General features: G+C 74.0%; 15 protein-coding genes and 2 pseudogenes. 6 read left to right on the top strand and 11 right to left on the bottom strand.

Annotation, left to right across the window (positions count from 1 at the left end):
• Nucleotides 1-17: 17 nt before the first annotated feature.
• Nucleotides 18-980 carry a complex I subunit 1/NuoH family protein gene (locus H1D33_RS27750; RefSeq protein WP_181570376.1) on the bottom strand — a complete coding sequence of 321 codons (963 nt, stop codon included), beginning with the start codon at nt 978-980 and terminating at the stop codon, nt 18-20.
• 239 nt (nt 981-1,219) lie between these two features.
• Nucleotides 1,220-1,867, bottom strand: a pseudogene (locus H1D33_RS27745) (NADH-quinone oxidoreductase subunit C); the annotation flags it as partial.
• Between the two features lie 103 nt (nt 1,868-1,970).
• On the opposite strand from H1D33_RS27745, the gene H1D33_RS27740 reads away from it, so the two are divergent.
• Nucleotides 1,971-3,017, top strand: coding sequence for a glucose 1-dehydrogenase (locus H1D33_RS27740; RefSeq protein WP_181570378.1), 1,047 nt, complete (start codon nt 1,971-1,973; stop codon nt 3,015-3,017).
• A gap of 6 nt (nt 3,018-3,023) precedes the next feature.
• Here H1D33_RS27740 and H1D33_RS27735 read toward each other — a convergent pair whose 3' ends face one another.
• The 3 genes from H1D33_RS27735 to H1D33_RS27725 all read right to left on the bottom strand — a co-directional run bounded on the left by H1D33_RS27735 (nt 3,024) and on the right by H1D33_RS27725 (nt 7,007).
• Nucleotides 3,024-4,340, bottom strand: a complete 1,317-nt coding sequence (locus tag H1D33_RS27735) for a DUF2252 domain-containing protein (protein WP_181570379.1) — start codon at nt 4,338-4,340, stop codon at nt 3,024-3,026.
• A 114-nt stretch (nt 4,341-4,454) separates the two neighbouring features.
• Nucleotides 4,455-6,356 carry a carboxypeptidase-like regulatory domain-containing protein gene (locus H1D33_RS27730; protein ID WP_181570380.1) on the bottom strand — a complete coding sequence of 634 codons (1,902 nt, stop codon included), beginning with the start codon at nt 6,354-6,356 and terminating at the stop codon, nt 4,455-4,457.
• 90 nt (nt 6,357-6,446) lie between these two features.
• Complete coding sequence (locus H1D33_RS27725) at nt 6,447-7,007, bottom strand: NADH-quinone oxidoreductase subunit B (RefSeq protein ID WP_181570381.1); 561 nt, start codon at nt 7,005-7,007, stop codon at nt 6,447-6,449.
• 134 nt (nt 7,008-7,141) lie between these two features.
• Between H1D33_RS27725 and H1D33_RS27720 the strand changes: the two genes are divergently transcribed.
• The 3 genes from H1D33_RS27720 to H1D33_RS27710 all read left to right on the top strand — a co-directional run bounded on the left by H1D33_RS27720 (nt 7,142) and on the right by H1D33_RS27710 (nt 9,964).
• The gene (locus H1D33_RS27720; protein WP_181570382.1) at nt 7,142-7,702 is read left to right on the top strand and encodes a SigE family RNA polymerase sigma factor; all 561 of its coding nucleotides are present in this window, start codon (nt 7,142-7,144) and stop codon (nt 7,700-7,702) included.
• A gap of 312 nt (nt 7,703-8,014) precedes the next feature.
• Nucleotides 8,015-8,893, top strand: a complete 879-nt coding sequence (locus H1D33_RS27715; RefSeq protein ID WP_181570383.1) for a hypothetical protein — start codon at nt 8,015-8,017, stop codon at nt 8,891-8,893.
• A 117-nt stretch (nt 8,894-9,010) separates the two neighbouring features.
• Nucleotides 9,011-9,964, top strand: coding sequence for a hypothetical protein (locus H1D33_RS27710; RefSeq protein WP_181570384.1), 954 nt, complete (start codon nt 9,011-9,013; stop codon nt 9,962-9,964).
• A gap of 51 nt (nt 9,965-10,015) precedes the next feature.
• On the opposite strand, the gene H1D33_RS27705 is transcribed toward H1D33_RS27710, so the two are convergent.
• Genes H1D33_RS27705 through H1D33_RS27695 form a run of 3 tightly spaced genes read right to left on the bottom strand, consistent with a single transcriptional unit; the run spans nt 10,016 to nt 13,193 of the window.
• Nucleotides 10,016-11,494 (bottom strand): pyridoxal phosphate-dependent decarboxylase family protein, encoded by a 1,479-nt coding sequence (locus H1D33_RS27705; RefSeq protein WP_181570385.1) that lies wholly within the window; start codon nt 11,492-11,494, stop codon nt 10,016-10,018.
• Nucleotides 11,491-12,846, bottom strand: a complete 1,356-nt coding sequence (locus H1D33_RS27700; protein WP_181570386.1) for an MFS transporter — start codon at nt 12,844-12,846, stop codon at nt 11,491-11,493. Before H1D33_RS27700 ends, H1D33_RS27705 begins: the two co-directional genes overlap by 4 nt.
• Before the next feature lie 32 nt (nt 12,847-12,878).
• Nucleotides 12,879-13,193, bottom strand: coding sequence for an MGMT family protein (locus tag H1D33_RS27695; protein WP_091065638.1), 315 nt, complete (start codon nt 13,191-13,193; stop codon nt 12,879-12,881).
• Between the two features lie 13 nt (nt 13,194-13,206).
• On the opposite strand from H1D33_RS27695, the gene proB reads away from it, so the two are divergent.
• The gene (gene proB, locus H1D33_RS27690; protein ID WP_414685453.1) at nt 13,207-14,364 is read left to right on the top strand and encodes a glutamate 5-kinase; all 1,158 of its coding nucleotides are present in this window, start codon (nt 13,207-13,209) and stop codon (nt 14,362-14,364) included.
• Nucleotides 14,365-14,435: 71 nt separating this feature from the next.
• Entirely contained in the window at nt 14,436-15,677 is a 1,242-nt protein-coding gene (locus H1D33_RS27685; protein WP_181570388.1) for a glutamate-5-semialdehyde dehydrogenase, read from the top strand.
• A gap of 546 nt (nt 15,678-16,223) precedes the next feature.
• Here H1D33_RS27685 and H1D33_RS27680 read toward each other — a convergent pair.
• From H1D33_RS27680 to H1D33_RS27670, 3 genes and pseudogenes are all read right to left on the bottom strand, one after another.
• A pseudogene (locus H1D33_RS27680) lies at nt 16,224-17,093 on the bottom strand (prenyltransferase/squalene oxidase repeat-containing protein); the annotation flags it as partial.
• A gap of 107 nt (nt 17,094-17,200) precedes the next feature.
• On the bottom strand, nt 17,201-18,448 hold the full coding sequence (gene moeZ / locus H1D33_RS27675; protein WP_181570390.1) for an adenylyltransferase/sulfurtransferase MoeZ: 1,248 nt from the start codon (nt 18,446-18,448) through the stop codon (nt 17,201-17,203).
• A 41-nt stretch (nt 18,449-18,489) separates the two neighbouring features.
• Nucleotides 18,490-19,293 (bottom strand): DUF3152 domain-containing protein, encoded by an 804-nt coding sequence (locus tag H1D33_RS27670; RefSeq protein ID WP_181570391.1) that lies wholly within the window; start codon nt 19,291-19,293, stop codon nt 18,490-18,492.
• Between the last annotated feature and the right edge of the window lie 70 nt (nt 19,294-19,363).

Genomic DNA, 19,363 nt, shown 5'->3' with positions numbered 1-19,363 from the left:
TAAGCGGGGGCCCCGCCTTACATCGCCAACCGAACCGCCACGGTGAGCACTAGCTGGGCGAGGGCGAGCGGCACCAGCACCAGCCAGCAGAGGCGCTGGAGCTGGTCCTCGCGCAGCCGGGGATAGCTCACCCGCAGCCAGATGATCACGAAGGCCACGGCGAACACCTTGAGCAGCGTCCACAGCCAGCCGAGCTGGGCGTCGGCGAACGGGCCCTGCCAGCCGCCGAGGAAGAGCACCGTGGTCAGCGCCGCGATCACCACGATGCCGACGTACTCGGCGAGCAGGAAGAACGCGAACCGCAGGCCGGTGTACTCGGTCATGTAGCCGAACACCAGCTCGGAGTCGGCGATCGGCATGTCGAACGGCGGGCGGCGGATCTCGGCCAGCCCGGCCACGAAGAAGATGACCATGGCCGGCGCCTGCCAGAGCAGCCACCACGGCCGCCACGCCTCGACGATCCCGCTCAGGCTGAGCGTGCCCGCCGCCATCGCCACCGAGGCGGCGGCCAGCACCAGCGGCAGCTCGTACCCGAGGAGCTGGGCCGCGCCGCGCAGCCCACCGAGCAGGCTGTACTTGTTGGCCGACGCCCACGCCGACATGAGCACCGCCAGCACCCCCACGCCCACCACGGCGAGCACGAAGAACAGGCCGATGTCGAGCGGCTGGGCGACCAGGTCACCCGGCCCGAGCGGGATGACCAGCAGCACCAGCAGATAGGGCACCAGCGCCACGGCCGGGGCCAGCCGGAACACCTGCCGGTCCGCCTCGCGCGGGGTGACGTCCTCCTTCTGCACGAACTTCACCCCGTCGGCCACGAGCTGCGCCCAGCCGTGGAAGCCACCCGCGTACATCGGGCCCAGCCGGCCCTGCATGTGGGCCATCACCTTGTGTTCGGCCTGGCCCACGATCAGCGGCAGGGTGAGGAACGCGACGAGCACGCCGGCCACCCGCAGGACCAGCTCCAACCAGTCCGGCATCAGCTCTCCCCCGCTTCGGCCGCGCCACCGGGCTCCGGCCCGGCCGGGTCGGCCGCCGGCTCCTGCCGCGCCGGGCCGGTCGGCCGCTCGCCGGGCACCGGGCGCCCGAGCGGGCCGGGTTCCGGCGGCGGCGGGGCGGGTTCCCGGCGGGCCGGACCGGTCGGCCGGGACGCAGCCGGGATCGGACGATCATCGGGACCCGGCCGCGCCGGGCGCTCACCCGGGGCCGGCCGCGCCGGGCGTTCGCGGGCCGGGCGGGCCGGCGTACCCCCGCGGGGGCCCTCACCGACGCCGGCCGCGCCGGCCGGCGTGGGCGTCGTCCCCCACTCCCCCGGCGCGGGCACGCCCGGCGGCCGGATCGGCCGGCGACCGCCGCCCGCCTCCGACTCGCCCGGCTCCTTCGCGCCCGGCCACGGCTTCGCCACCCGGGAGGCCAGCACGAACTCCTTGCGCAGCGGATGCCCCTCGAACTCCGGCGGCAGCAGCAGCGGCCGCAGCTCGCCGTGGCCGGCGAAGTCGATGCCGAACATCTCGTGGGTCTCCCGCTCGTGCCACGCCGCGCCCGGGAAGACGTCGACCACGGACGCGACGACAGGCGCGTCCCGGGGGATCCGGGTGCGCAGCAGCAGCCCGTGCCGGTGCCGGACCGACCAGAGGTGCGCGACCACGTCGAAGCCGTCGGCCAGCTCGTCCACCGCCGACAGCCAGTCGAGGAAGTCACAGCCCAGCCCGGCGTCGTCGCGTGCCGCGCGCACCGCGTCCGCCCAGCTCGCCGGCGGTACGTCGACGGTGGCGCGGGCGTACCCCTGACCGCCGGAGACCGACGCGGTGGCCTCGACGGGCGCGAGCAGCTCGACCACCCGCCGGCCGACCTCTTCCGGAGTCATGCGCTGATCCTATGGCCGACGGCTTCCGCCCGGGTCGGGCCGTCCGGGCCCGGATCGTCGCTTTGCCGGGCGGGTGGGCGGCCGGCGGGGAAAGATGAGGCTCGTGCGCGCTGTGACTGTGACCCCCGGTGTCCCCGACTCGCTCCGACTTACCGAGGACTGGCCGGACCCGGCGCCCGAGGAGGGCGCGATCCTGGTCGAGGCGCTGGCGGTCGGCGTCTGCGGCACCGACCAGGAGATCATCGCCGGGGAGTACGGCGACGCGCCGCCCGGCCAGGAACGGCTGGTGCTCGGCCACGAGTCGCTGGGCCGGGTGCTGGAGGACCCGACCGGCACGTTGCACCCCGGCGACCTGGTCGCCGGCGTGGTCCGCCATCCCGACCCGGTGCCCTGCGCGAACTGCGCGATGGACGAGTGGGACATGTGCCGCAACGGGCAGTACACCGAGCACGGCATCAAGGGGTTGAACGGCTTCGCCCGGGACCGCTGGCGGGTGCAACCCAAGTTCGCCGTCGGCCTCGACCCGGCGCTCGAGTCGGTGGGCATGCTGCTGGAGCCGACCAGCGTGGTGGCCAAGGCGTGGGACCACATCGAGCGGATCGGCCGCCGCGCCGAGTGGAAGCCGAAGACCGCGCTGATCACCGGCGCCGGGCCGATCGGGCTGCTCGCCGCGCTGCTGGCCAGCCAGCGCGAGCTGTCCGTGCACGTGCTGGACCGCAACACCACCGGCCCGAAACCGGACCTGGTCCGCGCGCTCGGGGCGACCTACCACACCTCGACCGTGGCCGAGCTGGACCTCGAACCGGACGTGGTGGTCGAGTGCACGGGCGCGCCGCCGGTGGTGCTGGACGCCATGTGCAAGGCCGCCCCGAACGGCATCGTCTGCCTCACCGGCGTTTCCAGCGGCGGCCGGACCATCAACTTCGACGCCGGCGCGCTCAACCGGGAACTGGTGCTGGAGAACAACGTGGTGTTCGGCTCCGTCAACGCCGGCCGCCGGCACTGGGAGCTGGCCGGCGAGGCGCTCGCCCGCGCCGACCGGTCCTGGCTGAACTCGCTGATCACCCGACGGGTGCCGGTCTCCGCCTACCGCGAGGCGTACGCGTCGACCGGCGACGACATCAAGGTGGTGCTGGACTTCGCCCGGTGAGCCGGCTCAGATGCCGGGCAGCCGGCCGTTGCGGAACAGGTCCACGAAGAGCTGGTGGTCCTCCCGGGCGCGGATGCCGTACCGGTGGGCGAAGTCGACCAGGTAGTCGGTGAACCCCTCGGCGTCGGCGTCCACCGCCGCGACGATCGACTCCTCGGTCGAGTAGTCGACCAGGTCGTGGCTGGACTCGTCGTCGGCCACCGAGTGCATCCGGGCCACCGCCCGACCCAGGTCGGCCAGCACCCCGGCCAGCTCCTCGGGCTCGTTCACGTCGGCCCAGTCGAGGTCCGCCGCGTATGGCGAGACCTCGGCGACGAGCTGGCCGACACCGTCCAGCTCGGTGAAGCCCAGCCACGGGTCGGCGTGCGCCTGCAACGCCCGCTGCGACTCCGCGGTGCGGTGCCCCTGATGCCGGAAGTACGACCGGACCTGCTCGTCGTCGATGTGCCGCGCCACCGCCGGCACCTGGGCCTGCTTCATGTAGATGACGACGTCGTTCTCCAACGCCTCGGTGTGCCCCTCCAGCAGGAGGTTGTAGGACGGCAGCCCGGCCGAGCCGATGCCGACGCCCTTGCGCAGCACCACGTCCTTGATGGTGGTCGCCACCGGGCGCAGCCGGGCGCTCGACTCCGGCAGCGTGTGCAGGTAGTCGCCGAACGCGGCGCACACCCGCTCCCGGGTGGCGGCGTCGATCTCGTGCACGCCGTCGCCCAGCGAGAACCGGCGCTCGTAGTTGTCGACCGTGGTCTGGGCGGCCAGCAGGTCCACCCGGGTGCTCAACCGCGCCTGCTGGAGCACCCGGCGCAGCACGCCGTCGGCGTTCTCCAGCGTGATCGAGCCGATCGCGTCGTCCCCGCCGGCCGCGATGGCCCGCAGCTCGGTCAGGTAGGACCGGGCGAAGCCGGTCACCAGCTCGCCGATCACCCGGTCGGAGAGCGCCTTGGCGTAGCCGAGCAGGGCGACGGAGGCGGCGAGGCGCTTCAAATCCCAGGTGAACGGCCCGACGTACGCCTCGTCGAAGTCGTTGACGTTGAACACCAGCCGGCCGGAGGCGTTCATGTAGGTGCCGAAGTTCTCCGCGTGCAGGTCCCCGTGGATCCACACCCGGCTGGTCCGGTCGTCGAGGTAGCGGTCGCTGGTGAAGTCGCCGCGCTGGTCGGCGTAGAAGAGCGAGGCGCTGCCCCGGTAGAAGGCGAACGGTGAGGCGGCCATCTTGCGGAACTTCCGGCGGAACGCCGCCGGGTCGATCGCCATGGACGCGCCGAACTCCTCGGTCAGCACGTCGACGATGTTGGCGGAACGCTTCTCCGCGGAGTCGGTCATGGTCCGCAGGCTAGCCGCCGGGCGCCAGTCGCGACGCCGCCTCGCGGATCGACCGGAGCGGCCGGTCCGACGGGATTATCCGCCGGACCGGCCACTCGGCTCATGAGCGCGAGGTCAGCGGCCGGTGTGAGCGCCGAGCGGCGCGCTGCGGGCCCGGTTCACCCCGGCGGGCGGGCTCCCGCAGGTACTCGTGGTGTTCATCGCGACCGTGGTGGTCGCACCAGCCTTGATCCGGACGGTGTTGGCGTTCGGGCTGCCGTACCAGCAGTCCTTGTTCACCCAGTACTGGACGTAGACGTCCTGGGTGCGGTGCCCCTTGACGGTGAACGCCCCACCGGTGCCACGGTCGAAGTACCCGTAGGAGGCGCTGGCGATGTCGCCGGTACGCGCGTTGTACGTCCAGACGTAGCCGGCTGCATCCGGGTCCGCCGGGTCGGTCACCTTGCCGGCCAGGACGCCACCGGCGACCAGCTTGGCGTCGACGGTGGCGCTGCGCCCGGCCGTGACCTTTGTGTAGGTGGCGGCGAACCGGTCGGCGACGTTGCCGGACCACTGCCACGCGTATCCGGTGTTGGCGGCCGGCGCGAACTCGACCGGCCAGCGGTAGGGGCCCAGGTCGTCGAGCACATACCGGCCCGCCGCGTCGGTACAGTTCTTCCCGAAGATGTTGCCCTGGCCGGGATGGAAGGCGAACGGGTAGGCGCAGATCCCCGGGACCACCGCGCCGGCGGCGTTGCGGACCGTCCCGGTGATCGTGCCCGGCTGGTCCATCCGGACGGCGGGCAGGGTGGTGGTCTTCCCGGCATGCAGCGTCACCGCCAGCGCGTTGCGCTGGTCGCCACTGCCGCCGTTGGCGGTGACCCACTGGTCGCCGTAGCGGCGTGCCGGCGGATCGTACGGGTTGTCCGCCTGGTAGGCGTAGAGCTGCCAGGTGGCCAGCTCGTTGGCCTCGAACGGTCCGGCCTCCAGGTAGCCATCGGCGCCGGAGCAGTACTGCGACATGTGCGCGGACTGCCCGCCCCACTTCGGCTGGACCAGGTGCACGCAGATGCCCGCGACCGGGGCGGACGTCATCGCGTCCCGGACCATGGTGGCGAACGCCGCGCCGGGACGCAGGGCGTACGCCACCGTGGTGACCTGGCCGCGTCGCACGTCGATGGTGGGCTTCGGGTCCGCCGCGAAGTAGGAGGCGCCACCGGTCACCTCCGTCTCCCAACTGCCCGGCCGCACGCCGGTCACCCGGACCACGCCGTCCGTGCCGCAGACGAACTCGTCGCGCCCGCCGTAGACGTAGAGGCAGGGACGCGGCACCGGCTTGCCGGTCACCGCGTCGGTCACCCGGGCCTCGATCCGGCCGAGTGGCAGCAGTTGCTCGTCCACGACGAGCGGGGCGCCGTCAGCCACGTCGAACACGGTGGCGGTGTCCTGGGTCTCCTGCCCCGGCACCCACTGGAAGCCGCGCTCGTTGTCGTAGACGGAGATCCGGTAACGGCCGGGCGGCACGTTGTCGATCCGGTAGCGCCCGTCGCCGAGGTCCCAGGTGTACGCGAAGGCCTCGTAGTTCGAGTCCTCCCCGTAGATCCGGACGGTGGCGTCGGACGGTGCGCCGTTCTCGTCGGTGATCCGACCGGTCACGCCGCCCGAGCCACGCCCGAGGGTGACGTCCCGCTCGATGAGGTCGTACGCGGGCAGGCCGACGCGGTCCGCGTTGAGGTAGTCCGGGGCGCGGTACCACCACTCGGTGCGGAAGCCGTCGGCGTGCATCCGGATCTTGTAGCCGGAGTCGTCCCCGGGACCGGGGATGGTGTACCGGCCCTGCGCGTCCGAGCAGTATTCGGCGGCCACCTCGGTCGCCGAGGTGTGCAGGGCGAAACAGGCGTTCGCGACGGGCGCGCCGTCGGGGTCGGTGACGAGCCCGGTGTAGCCGAAGGTGTCAGCGGCTGCCGGAGCACCGGTCAGGGAAAGGGTGACGAGCGCCGCCAGGAGGACGGCCCCCGCAGCCCGTAACGATGTCATGCTCGGCAATCTAGCGACAACGGTCGACATTCAAGATCATACAATCGGCCGAGGCCGGCGTGACGAGCGCCACGGTCCGCCCGGTCGGGCTCAGCCGGCCGGTGGACGCACCGGGGGCGCGGTCAACGCCTCCACCGGGCGGGGAACCACGTCCGCCGGGGAGGCGAGCTGGTCCGGGCGGGGCACGCCGCCGACACCGGACTGCTCGGCGGCGATCTTCTCCTGGAGGCGGAGGATGCCGTGCAGCAGCGCCTCCGGCCGGGGCGGGCAGCCGGGCACGTAGACGTCGACCGGGATGAGCTGGTCGACGCCCTTGGTCACCGAGTAGGAATCCCAGTACGGGCCGCCGCAGTTGGAGCAGGCGCCGAACGAGATCACGTACTTCGGTTCGGGCATCTGGTCGTAGAGCCGCTTGACCGCCGGGGCCATCTTGTCGGTGACCGTGCCGCTGACCACCATGAGGTCGGCCTGCCGGGGGCCGTGCGCGAACGGGATCACGCCGAGCCGCATGAAGTCGTGCCGGCCCATGCTGGTCGCGATGAACTCGATGGCGCAGCAGGCAAGGCCGAAGTTGAACACCCAGAGCGAGTAGCGGCGGCCCCAGTTCAGCACGAACCGGATCGGCTCGCCGAGCACGGCCGGCAACTGCACCTCGGGCCTCCTCCGCTGTCCCTGAACCGACAGTCAACCACAGCGCCCGGACCGGCAACCCGCGCAACCCGGGCCGGCGTCCGGACGTGTGACCGGTGTGACCGCGTCGGCGGCATGCTCACGGGGAGGACCAGATGACGGTGACGAGGGAGCCGCGGCTCGACGATCCGCCGCCCGAGCGGACGGTGAGGCGGCCGGACGGGCCGGAGACGGTCGACTTCGACGGTCTCTACCACGCCCATTTCCGGTCCCTGACCATCCAGCTCACCGCCTACTGCGGCGACCTGGCCCAGGCGCAGGACCTGGTGCAGGAGGCGTTCTGCCGGGCGTTCGCGCGCTGGTCCAAGGTGTCGCGTTACGACGACCCGGTGGCCTGGGTGCGTCGGGTGGCCTGGAACCTGGCGACCAGCCGCTGGCGGCGGTTGCGGACGGCCCAGGCGTGGCTGCACCGGCAACGCGAGGAGCACGTGCCGGGGCCGGGGCCGGACCGGGTCGCGTTGACCGCGGCGCTGGCCGAGCTGCCGGCCGTCCAGCGCCGCGCGGTGGTGCTGCACTACCTGGCCGATCTCAGCGTCGCGCAGATCGCGGCGCAGGAGGACGTGCCGGAGGGCACGGTCAAGTCCTGGCTGCACCGAGGGCGGGCCGCGCTGGCGGCGAAGCTCACCACCACGAACGAGGTGAACCACCATGACTGAGCCCGACGACATCCTGGTCGGCGGCGAGTTCGCCGAGTTCCGCGCGGCGTACGCACCGGTGGTGCACCCGGCCGGGACGGCCGCGGTCCGGCGGACCGTCCGGCGGCGTCGCCGGCGGACCGTGGTGGTCACCGCGGCGGCCGTGGTGCTCGCCGTCGCGATCCCGGTGGGCGCGAACGCCGCCATGCACCGGCGGCCCGCCCCGACGCCCGCCCCGCGCAGACCCCCACCCCGAGCCCGTCCGAGAGCACGTCGCCGTCGCCGTCGCCGACCTCGTCCCCGTCGCCGAGCACGGCCAGCCCGAGCGCGGCCGTGCCGGACGGGCGGATCAGCCGGTCGCAGCTCCTGGCCGCCCGGATCGACCTGCCGGCGTGGGCGCCGGGGCCGGTCTGCGCGGCCGGGCCGACCCGGATCGCCGCCGACTACCGCAAGGAGGGCGACGTGCTGGTGGAGGAACTCACCCACGGCGACGTGGACGGCGACGGCGCGGACGAGACGGTCGCCCTGCTCCGCTGCCAGATCTTCCAGCAGGGACCGTCCCAGGTGGTGGCGCTCGACCGGGACGCCGACGGCCGGATCGTGGTGCTCGGCCAGGTCGCCCGGTCCGCGAGGACGGCGCCCGAGTGGTTGCTGGACACGCAGGTCACCGAGCGGGGCACGGTCCGGGTGGAGATGGCGGACCGCGCGCCCGGGGGTGGCTGGTCGCTGGACTGGTCGCAGCGTCAGTGGCGCGGCTACCGCTGGTCCGGCACGCGTTTCGCCCAGGTGGACGGTCCCACGTCGTTCGGACCGAACCCGCACCTGACCGATCTGACGGTCACCGCCGGCGACGTGACGTGGAGCGCGCCGGACGCGGACGGCGCGCGGACCGGGACGATCGCGGTCACCGTGCGGAACCTCGGCGCGGTGCCGGCCGGCCTGGTCGAACTGCACCTGCGGATGCAGGTGGGCACGGTCGCGGACGGCGCCGAGTGGTCGGCCTGTGCGGGCGGCGCGCCGCCGAAGGGACCGATCGTCTGCCGGTTCGGTCCGCTCGCCCCCGGCGCGCAACGGACGTTCCGCCTCGGGCTGCGCAACACGAACAGCGCCAGCGGCACCGGCATCGCCGAGGTGACACCGGTCGGCAGCGACGCCGATCCGCTGATGGACCAGAACCACGAGAACGACGAGGACCGCTACGCGTACCGCTGACGCCGCTGTCGGATGTCGTACCGAAAAGATCGCAACCGGATCGACATCCGTCGCGTGCTACGGGTGACACCGCGCGGACGAGCCGCGCGGTGACGGGGACCACGGGAGGACCATCCAATGACGACACGTACCGGACGTCGACTGGCCGGCGTGCTGCTCGGCACCGGCGCCGCGGTGCTGGCGCTCGCCGCTCCGGCCGCCGCCGCACCGATCACCGCCGAGCCCGCCGCCGACATCTCGGTGGGCCGGCTGGTGCTCGAACCCACCGCCCGCGGCTACCACGGCAGCCTGCCGGTCACGGTGACCAACAACGGCCCGGCCGCCACCTACTACAGCGTCTTCCTGACCGAGCCGGTGGCCGGCTCGTTCCGCGGGGTGGACCCGGCGGAGGCGTGCGGGTTCGGGGGGTTGCAGGACAACCGGCGGACCGCCACCTGCGGCGTGCCCGGCGGTGACATCGAGCCGGGCGAGAGCCGGACGTTCGCCGTCACGTTCGAGGTGCTCACCCAGACCCGGGACGTCGCGATGATCGCTAAGGGCGGCAAGATCTCGGTGAACGTCGGCGACGGCCGGAACGAGGTCGCCGACCGGGCCAGCTACGCGGCGCGCTTCCGCTCCACCACCGGGTCGCTACGCAACCCGGTGCCCTACGTGCAGGACAGCCAGGCCCGCGCCTCGCTCACCACGGCCGGCGCGGCCACGCTGACCCGCCAGGAGGACGGCAGCTACCGGGGGCGGCTGCCGGTGACGGTCAGGTGGGCCGGCGACGCCGGGCACGACCAGCTCTGGGCCGAGGCCACCGGTCTTCCGGCCGGGGTGCAGATCTGGGGCACCGACCCGCAGGACGCGCCGAGCTTCTTCACCAGCTTCACCGTGCCGGGCGGCCGTTTCATGGCCGGTGAGCAGCGGAGCTTCGACGTGCTGCTCTACGCCGAGCCGGGCACCGTGCCGGGTGACCTCGGCACCACCACGCTCCAGCTCAACACCCAGTGGGACGCCCTCACCGTGCCCGACGCCACCCCGGCCGACAACTCCGCCTCGTTCACCGTGACGGTGACCGACGCGGGCTGACCGGTCCGTCGTCCGGCCGGCGCCCGTGGGCGCCGGCCGGACGTCGCCGCGTCACCAGGTCGGGCGCTGGAGCAGCCCGACGAACTCCGCCAGCAACCGCTCGCGCACCGGTGCCGGCGCGGCGTCGAGCAGCGTGTTGACCACCGCCATCTTCTCCGGCGCCCCGGCGCCGCCGCCCAGGCCCAGCCCTTCGGCCAGCCCGGCCACCAGCTCGGGGGTGAGCGCCTCCGGGGTGAGGCCGCCGGCCAGCGCCGTCAGCTCGGGCGGCAGCGCGACCGGCCCGGCGGCGCGGGCGGCCGCGACCGCGTCGGCCAGCGCCGGAGCGAACTCGGCCACCCGGGGCGCCACCGCGGCGGTCACCGTGAGGTGCACACTGGCCGGCAGGTCGGCGTACCGGAGCTGGGGCTGGGTGTGCCAGCCGCGCGCGGTCAGCTCGTCCACCAGCACGAACAGGTCCAGCTTCGGGTCGTCGGCGGTGAAGCAGACCACCGTCGACTCCGGCTCGGCCATCAGCCGCAGCCCGTCGGTCGCCCGCACCGCGCCGGCCAGCCCGGCGACCGCGTCCCGGGTCGACGCGGCCAGCCGCAGGTAGCCGTCCTCACCCAGGTGGCGCAGCGTGGCGTACGCGGCAGCGATCGGTCCGCCGGAGCGGGTCGAGGCGATCACCGGGTTGACCATCGTGTAGCCGGGCCAGTCCGCGTACGCGAAGAACTGCGGGGCGCGCCGCGCGGCGTCCCGGTGCAGCAGCACCGAAACCCCCTTCGGCGTGTACGCGTACTTGTGCAGGTCCACCGAGATCGAGGTGACCCCGGGCACGGCGAAGTCGAACGGCGGCACCGGCAGGCCGAGCCGGCGCAGCCAGGGCAACGCCCAGCCGCCGAAGCAGGCGTCCACGTGACAGCGCACCCCGGCGTCCGCCGCGACGGCGGCGATCCCGGCGACCGGGTCGACGACGCCGTGCGCGTACGACGGGGCGGACGCGACCACCAGCACGGTCTCCGGCCGGATCGCGGCGGCCACCGCGTCGACGGCCGGGCGCAGCGTCACCGGGTCGACCGGCACCCGGTCCAACGCCACCCGCAGGTAGTGCGCCGCCTTGGCGAACGCGGCGTGCGCGCTGGCCGGCACCACGATCCGCGGTTCGGCGAGGTCGGGCCGGGCGTCGCGGGCGGCCTTGACGGCGAGCAGCAGCGACTCGGTGCCGCCGCCGGTGACGCTGCCGACCACGTCCGGCGCGTCGGTGCCGGGACCGCCGCCGAGCAGCCGGGCGGCGGCGCCGACGAGCGCGTTCTCCATCGCCAGCAGCGACGGGAAGGCGGTCGGGTCGAGGCCGTTGACGTGCGCGCTCTGCGCGTACGCGGCCTGGGCCAGCTCGTCCAGCCCGGCCACGTCGGGGTCGTAGACGTAGGCGAACAGCCGGCCGCCGTGCGTCGGCCGGTCGGCCGCCCGCAACGCCCGGATCTCGTCCAGCACCCGGGTGGCGGGCAGCCCTTCGGCGGGCAGCGCGCCCGCCCCGGCCGGGTCGGTCATCGGGTGGTCCTCTCCTCGTGACGGGTCGCGGTCGCCGGTGCGGCCGGGACGAGCGTGTAGCCGCGCAGCAGCACCACCGGGGCGGCCACCAGCAGGGCCGGCAGCACGGTGAAGCCGAGCAGCACGCCGAGGCGGGCGCTGTCCGGCTGGGCGGCGGCGGACCCGGTCGACGAGGAGACGTAGCCGGAGACCTGGAGCACCAGGCCGTAGATGCCCGGGCCCAGGGCCAGGCCGAACGTCTCCCCGGCGGTCCACAGCCCGGTGAACACGCCGGCCTGCCGGCGGCCGGTGCGCGCGGTGTCCTCGGCGATGCAGTCGGGCAGCATGGCCAGCGCGAAGACCTGCTGGCCGGCGTACCCGACGCCGATCAGCGCGACCACCGCGTACACCCCGGCGGCCGGCAGCGCGGGCGCGGCGACCAGGGCGAGCGCGCCGGCCGCGAAGAGCAGCGACGCGGCGACCAGCGAGGTGCGCTTACCCAGCCGCGCGCCGGCGCGGCTCCACAGCGGCATGACCAGCAGGGCCGGCGCGACGAAGCAGGCGAACAGCAGCGTGGGGCCGCTGTCCGGGGCGCGCAGCACCTGGTCGGCGAAGTACTTCACGCCGGCCAGCACGGTGGCCACCCCGGCGGACTGGACCACGAAGCAGACCAGCAGCAGCCGGAACGACCGGTTGCGGCCGGCGACCGCGAGCTGGGCCCGCAGGCTCGGCTCGCTCTCCGCCACCGTCCCGGCCGGCGTGGAGCGGGTGCCGAGGAACACGCCGAGCGTGCCGACCACGATCAGCGCCGCGACGAACAGGCCCATCCAGCGGTGGCCGGGCACGCCGTCACCGCCGGCCGCCACCACCGCCGGGGCCACCGCGCCGGAGACCAGGATGGCCAGCGCCAGCACCGCGATCCGCCAGGTCATCATGCGGGTACGCTCCGCCGGGTCGGCGGTCAGCTCGGCCGGCATGGCCACGTAGGGCACCTGGAAGAACGCGAACGCGGTCGCGGTGGCCAGGAACGCCAGCGCCACGTACGCGGCGGCGGCCGGCCCGCGCCCGAACGGCGCGGCGAAGATCGAGGCGAACAGCACCGCCAGCGCCAGCCCGCCGCCGAGCAGGTAGGGCCGACGGGCACCCCAGCGGGACCGGGTCCGGTCGGAGATCCGCCCGGCCACCGGGTTCACCAGCACGTCCCACGCCTTCGGCAGGAGCACCAGCAGCGCGGCCAGCCCGGCCGCGACGCCGAGCGTGTCGGTGAGGTAGGGCAGCAGGAGCAGCCCCGGCACGGTCCCGAACGCGCCGGTGACCAGCGAGCCCGACGCGTACCCGAGGTGCACCCGGCGGGGCAGGCCCGAAGCTGTCATGGAGCCGAATGCTACTCACGTTATGGTCGCGGTCACATCCCCTGCTCCGGCGACCACGCGGCCGCCGCCAGGTCCACCCGGTCACCGCGCAACGGGCACCCCTCGGCGCGCAACCGGGCCCGGGCCTCCCGCTCGTGCCCCGGCGGCAGCCGACCGGCCGCGTTCACCACCCGGTGCCACGGCACCCCGCCACCGTGCCGCGCCATGATCGAGCCGACCAGCCGCGCCGACGCCCGCCCGGACCGCTCGGCCAGCGCGTCGGCCACCGCGCCGTAGGACATCGCCCGCCCCGGCGGGATCCGCTCGACCAGCGCCAGCACCGCCTCGACGTACTCGTCAGGTGTCACGAGCTGCCACGATATGGGAACGCGCCACGGTGTTGCGGATCGCAACCCGCAGAATGGTCGGGTGCGCGACGCAGTCACCTCGGCCCGCCGGATCGTGGTCAAGATCGGATCGTCCTCGCTGACCACCGCGACGGGCGGCCTGGACGACGCCCGGGTCGACGCGCTCGTCGACACGCTCGGCGCGCTGGCCGCGCAGGGCCGCGAGGTGGTGCTGGTCTCCTCCGGCGCGATCGCCGCCGGCCTCGCCCCGCTCCGGCTCCCCCGGCGCCCCCGCGACCTGGCCACCCAGCAGGCCGCCGCCAGCGTCGGCCAGGGCCTGCTCATCGGGCGGTACGCGACCGCGTTCGCCCGGCACGGGCGCACCGTCGGGCAGGTGCTGCTCACCGTCGACGACGTGACCCGGCGGGCGCACTACCGCAACGCGTACCGAACCCTGCGCAAGCTGCTCGACCTGCGGGCCGTGCCGATCGTCAACGAGAACGACACGGTGGCCACCGAGGAGATCCGGTTCGGCGACAACGACCGGCTCGCCGCGCTGGTGGCCGCGCTCGTCGACGCCGACCTGCTGGTGCTGCTCTCCGACGTGGACGCGCTCTGGACCGGCGACCCGGCCCGCCCCGGCAGCACCCGGATCACCGAGGTGCACGGCGAGGGCGACCTGGCCGGCGTGGACGTCGGCGGGGCCGGCCGGGCCGGGGTGGGCACCGGCGGCATGGTGACCAAGGTCGAGGCGGCCCGGATCGCGACCGGCTTCGGCATCCCGGTCGTGCTCACCGCCGCGCCGCTGGCCGCCCCGGCGCTGGCCGGTGACCCGGTCGGCACGTTCTTCCACGCCAGCAGCCGCCGCCCGGCCGCCCGGCTGTTCTGGCTGGCGCACGCCACCGCGCCGCGCGGCCGGCTGCACCTCGACCCGGGCGCGGTGCAGGCCGTGGTGGGCCGGCGCAAGTCACTGCTGCCGGCCGGCATCACCGCGGTCGACGGCGCGTTCACCGCCGGGGACCCGGTGGACCTGGTCGACACCGAGGGCGCGCCGGTGGCCCGGGGCCTGGTCAACTACGACGCGGTGGAGCTGCCCGGCCTGCTCGGCCGCTCGACGTCGGAGCTGGCCGCCGCGCTCGGCCCGGCCTACGAACGTGAGGTCGTCCACCGAGACGACCTCGTCCTGCTGTAAGGCGGGGGCCCTTCTTAACGCATTCTGCATAAGAAGGGCCCCCGCCTAACAACTCTGCGAAGGAGCGCACGATGAGCGTCGTCGAGCAGGCCCGCCGGGCCCGGGACGCGGCGGAGGAACTCGCCACGGCCACCCGTACCGTCAAGGACGCCGCGCTGCACGCGATGGCCGACGCGCTGGTGGCGCGTACGCCGGAAATCCTCGCCGGGAACTCGACGGACCTGGCGGCCGGGCGCGACGCCGGGCTCAGCGCGGCCGTGCTGGACCGGCTCGCCCTCGACGAGCACCGGGTGGCCGCCATCGCCGACGCGCTGCGCGAGATGGCCGCGCTGCCCGACCCGGTCGGCGAGGTGGTACGCGGGTCCACCCTGCCGAACGGGCTGGAGTTGCGTCAGGTGCGGGTGCCGTTCGGGGTGGTCGGCATCGTCTACGAGGGCCGGCCGAACGTGACCGTGGACGCGGCCGGGATCTGCCTGAAGTCCGGCAACGCGGCGCTGCTGCGGGGCTCGTCCTCGGCGGCGCACTCGAACGCGGCGCTGGTCGCGGTGCTCCGGGACGCGGTCGCCGGCGCCGGCCTGCCGGCGGACGCGGTGCAACTGCTCGACTCCTCCTCGCGCGACTCGGTCAAGGAGCTGATGCGGGCCCGGGGCCTGGTCGACGTGCTGATCCCGCGCGGCGGAGCGTCGCTGATCCGCACCGTGGTCGAGGAGTCGACGGTGCCGGTGATCGAGACCGGGGTGGGCAACTGCCATGTGTACGTGGACGCCGCCGCCGACCTCGACAAGGCGGTGGCGATCACGCTGAACGCCAAGACGCAGCGGTTGTCCACCTGCAACACCGCCGAGTCGCTGCTGGTGCACCGGGACGTGGCGGACGCGTTCCTGCCGGTCGTGCTGGCCGCGTTCGCCTACGCCGGGGTGACCGTGCACGGCAGCGGTGACGTCGCCGCGCACTCCCCCGCCGTGGTGCCGGCCACCGAGGAGGACTACGCCACCGAATACCTCTCCGCCGACATCTCGGTCGCGGTGGTCGACTCGCTCGACGCGGCGGTCGCGCACATCCGGCGGTACGGCACCGGGCACACCGAGGCGATCGTCACCGACTCGCAGCGGGCGGCCCGGGAGTTCGTGGCCCGGGTGGACGCCGCCGCCGTCATGGTCAACGCGTCGACCCGGTTCACCGACGGCGGCGAGTTCGGCTTCGGCGCCGAGATCGGCATCTCCACCCAGAAGCTGCACGCCCGCGGCCCGATGGGCCTGCCGGAGCTGACCAGCACGAAGTACGTGGTGACCGGCGACGGCCACCTCCGCTGACAGCCCGGCCGGGGCGGGCCTCCCGCCGGCTCGGCGGAGTGGCCCACATCCGGCTCGCGGGATGCGCCGCGCTGCGCTGCGCCGCGCCGCGCCGCGCCGCGCTTGGGATCTTGGAAGGAAATGGCCCCCAGGAGGGCCGGTAGCTTCCAAGATCTCCGGGATCGCCGGCTACGCCACCCGGAGGGGGTCTCCGGCGGACGTCGCGGGTGGATCGATCGACGGCGGACCGCTCGGGGGTGGTCCGGGCCAGCCGGCGCCGGCCGTCGGCAGGGCCGAGACGGGAGGCAAGGCCAGCCCGGAAAACGGGCCCGAGGACCGGTCGGGGGCGGGAGGCGAGGTCAGCCCGGAAAACGGGTCCGAGGACCGGTCGGGAACGGGGTCCGAGGACCGACCGGGAACGGGGTCCGAGGACCGGTCGGGGGCGGGATCCGCGGGTCGAAGCGACGGCCGGTCGGGCCCGGGGCGCGGGGACGGCGGCGCGGGCAGCGCGACGGTGTGCGGCACCACGAACGGCGCGCCGGAACGCGGGGCCTCGGGCGCGGTGGGGCGGCAGGCCCGGATGGCGCGCAGCGTGGTGTGCACGTCGAACTGGTGGCCGTCGTCGCTGTCCCAGCCGCCGTCGCTGCGCTGCGTCTCGGCGAGCCGCCGCCGGGCCGAGACCAGCAGCCACTGCTCCTCGCCCACCTCCACCCGCCGCAGCGTGGCGGCCAGCCAGGCCACGTCGGCCGGGGACATCTCGGGGATCCGGTCGGCGAGCACCGCCTGGATCCGCGCCGATTCGAGGAACATCTGCTGGCGGTGCAGCACGGCCGCGGCCAGCCACCCGGCCGGCAGGAACGACGGCCAGGTGCCGTCCGGGGCGAGCCGTCCGGCGAGCGTGTGCGCCGCAGCCTGCACCACCCCGGCGTACGCGCCGCCGACCCGGTGGTCGAGCGGACCGGCGGCGCGGGCGTCCAACCCGGCCACGGTGAGCCAGAACCCGGCGTCGGCGGTCAGGTAGAACCGTGCCTCCGGGTCGCCGGGAGCGGCCCACTCCGGCGCGAACCCGGCCAGCGACGGGTGCTCGTCCCAACCGCCGTCGGCGAGCTGGCCGCTGGCCAGCCAGTCCAGCGCGTGCCGGGCGGCGGGGCGGCCCAGCGCGCCGAGGTCGTCCAACTCGGACAGGCGGAAGCAGGTCGCGTCGACCGAGGCGACCTCGCCGCCGAGCACGGCGGGCCAGCCGCCGCTCAGGGTCTGCCCGGACTCCGCCGCGTCGAGCAGGTCCGGTGACACCGGAGCGCCGGAGCGCAGCCGGGACATGCGGGCGCGGTCCACCGCGTCCCCGTGTGCCACGACGAACCCGATCGCCGCTTCCAGATCGACCACGGCGGTGACGCTACCTGCGCGGACGTGGTTACGCCTCGGTAGCTCGGCCAGGGTTTGGCGCGGACCGCCGGGCGGCCGGGGACACAAGGCGCGAAAGCCCCATCACTCACAGGCATGAATGTTCCCGGAGCGATGGGGCCGCCGAGCGAGGGGGTGGCTCAGTACGCGGGCAGCGACGGGTCGACCTGCTTGACCCAGGACAGCACGCCGCCCTGCACGTGCACCGAGTCCTTGAAACCGGCCGCCTTCAGCGCGGCGAGCGCCTCGGCCGACCGGACGCCGGACTTGCAGTGCAGCACGATCTGCCGGTCCTGCGGGAACTTCGCCAGCGCCTCACCGGAGAGGATCTCGCCCTTGGGGATCAGCGTCGCACCGGGGATCCGGACGATCTCGTACTCGGCGGGCTCGCGCACGTCGACCAGGAAGATGTCCTTGCCGGCGTCCTGCCACTCCTTCAGCTCCAGCGCGGTGATGGTGGAGTCGACCACCGCCTCCTGCGCCTCCTCGGAGACCGCGCCGCAGAAGTCCTCGTAGTCCTCCAGCAGGTCGGTGACCGTGGGGTTCTCGCCGCAGAGCGCGCAGTTCGGGTCCTTGCGGACCTTGATCTTGCGGTAGCTCATCTCCAGGGCGTCGTAGACCATCAGCCGGCCGACCAGCGGCTCGCCGATGCCGGCGAGCAGCTTGATCGCCTCGTTGACCTGGATCGACCCGATGGACGCGCAGAGCACGCCGAGCACGCCGCCCTCGGCGCAGGACGGGACCATGCCGGGCGGCGGGGGCTCCGGGTAGAGGCAGCGGTAGCAGGGGCCGTGCTCGGCCCAGAAGACCGACGCCTGGCCGTCGAAGCGGTAGATCGAACCCCAGACGTACGGCTTGCCGAGCAGCACGGCCGCGTCGTTGACCATGTAGCGGGTGGCGAAGTTGTCGGTGCCGTCGACGATCAGGTCGTACCGGGAGAAGATGTCCTTGACGTTCTCCCGGTCCAGCGCGGTGTTGTGGATCTCCACGTGCACCAGCGGGTTGATCTCGCGGATCGTGGCGGCTGCGGACTCGGCCTTGGACCGGCCGACGTCGGAGACGCCGTGGATGATCTGGCGCTGGAGGTTGGACTCGTCGACGGTGTCGAAGTCGATGATGCCGAGCGTGCCGACACCGGCGGCGGCGAGGTACATCAGGGCGGGCGAGCCGAGACCGCCGGCGCCGACGCAGAGCACCCGGGCGTTCTTCAGCCGCTTCTGCCCCTCGACCCCGACGTCCGGGATGATCAGGTGGCGCGAGTAGCGGCGGATCTCGTCAACGGTCAGCTCGGCGGCGGGCTCGACGAGCGGGGGCAACGACACGGTGGACTCCCCGGGATCGGCGGTGGGACCGCGCCATTGTCGCTCGCCGCACCGACGATCGGCCATGACGAGGGACACCCGGCCCGAACTGCGGGACCGGGAATAACTCAGACGCCGTCGGTCTGCTCGCCTTCGTACCGCACCCCACCGAGGTACGGCCAGGCGTTCGGCACGCAGCCGTCCAGCCCGTACGTCTGCTGCTGCATCACCGGCGCGGGCCGGCCGGGGCCGGGGCAGGCCTGGTGCAGCTCGCCGAACTCGTGCCCGACCTCGTGGTTGATCACGTAGGTGCGGTAGACGTCCAGCGGGGCGCCGTAGTCGGGCACCGCCGTCATCCAGCGCGCCAGGTTGAGCACGACCCGGCCGGGCAGCCGGCACGACGTGTACCGCTCGGTGTGCAGGCCACCCTCGGCGCACATCCGCTCCGAGGTGGCCGGCGTGGCCAGGTAGACGGTGAAGTCGGCGGCTGCCGCCTCGGGCACCCGCTGCACCCGCAGCAGACCGGAGGCGGTCCAGCTCCGCGGGTCGCCGAGCACCGTGTCGACGGTGGCGGCGAACGCGTCGGCGCCCTGCCCCGTGCCCTGCTCGACCTCGACCCGGTAGCGGCGCAGCGGGCCGGCCCGGCCGCGTACCGGTGACCGGCCGGCGGCCACCGCGAAGGTGCCCGGGCCGGCGGTGGGATAGCCGGTCGGCGACGTCGCCGGTTCGGTGTCGGCGTCCGGCATCAGCGTGGGCTCGGCGGCGAGCGGGACCCGCGCCGGTCGCGGCGACCCGCTCAGCCGGGTGATCCCCACCGCGCCGCCGGTGGCCGCGACGAGCATCGCCAGCAGCAGCACCGCCCGCCGGCGGCGGCGCCGCATCCGGCGCAGCCCGGGGCGTTCGGGCGGGTCGTACGGGGACGACGACGTCATGCGATCAGCGTGACACGCAATTCGGGCATTCAGCCGCTTTTACCGCTTATGCCGCGAAAAACTTTCGCGA

Source organism: Micromonospora ferruginea (assembly GCF_013694245.2).
GTDB classification, from domain to species: domain Bacteria; phylum Actinomycetota; class Actinomycetes; order Mycobacteriales; family Micromonosporaceae; genus Micromonospora; species Micromonospora robiginosa.
Note: the sequence above shows the minus strand (reverse complement) of the source record. Positions and strands in the feature narration are given on the sequence as shown.

Bases quoted from the DNA above. Each gene is read 5' to 3' on its own strand.
- H1D33_RS27750 (WP_181570376.1), bottom strand. From the start codon at position 980: ATGCCGGACTGGTTGGAGCTGGTCCTGCGGGTGGCCGGCGTGCTCGTC.
- H1D33_RS27735 (WP_181570379.1), bottom strand. From the start codon at position 4,340: ATGACCGACTCCGCGGAGAAGCGTTCCGCCAACATCGTCGACGTGCTG.
- H1D33_RS27730 (WP_181570380.1), bottom strand. From the start codon at position 6,356: ATGACATCGTTACGGGCTGCGGGGGCCGTCCTCCTGGCGGCGCTCGTC.
- H1D33_RS27720 (WP_181570382.1), top strand. From the start codon at position 7,142: ATGACGGTGACGAGGGAGCCGCGGCTCGACGATCCGCCGCCCGAGCGG.
- H1D33_RS27710 (WP_181570384.1), top strand. From the start codon at position 9,011: ATGACGACACGTACCGGACGTCGACTGGCCGGCGTGCTGCTCGGCACC.
- H1D33_RS27705 (WP_181570385.1), bottom strand. From the start codon at position 11,494: ATGACCGACCCGGCCGGGGCGGGCGCGCTGCCCGCCGAAGGGCTGCCC.
- H1D33_RS27700 (WP_181570386.1), bottom strand. From the start codon at position 12,846: ATGACAGCTTCGGGCCTGCCCCGCCGGGTGCACCTCGGGTACGCGTCG.
- proB (WP_414685453.1), top strand. From the start codon at position 13,207: ATGGGAACGCGCCACGGTGTTGCGGATCGCAACCCGCAGAATGGTCGG.
- H1D33_RS27685 (WP_181570388.1), top strand. From the start codon at position 14,436: ATGAGCGTCGTCGAGCAGGCCCGCCGGGCCCGGGACGCGGCGGAGGAA.
- moeZ (WP_181570390.1), bottom strand. From the start codon at position 18,448: ATGGCCGATCGTCGGTGCGGCGAGCGACAATGGCGCGGTCCCACCGCC.
- H1D33_RS27670 (WP_181570391.1), bottom strand. From the start codon at position 19,293: ATGACGTCGTCGTCCCCGTACGACCCGCCCGAACGCCCCGGGCTGCGC.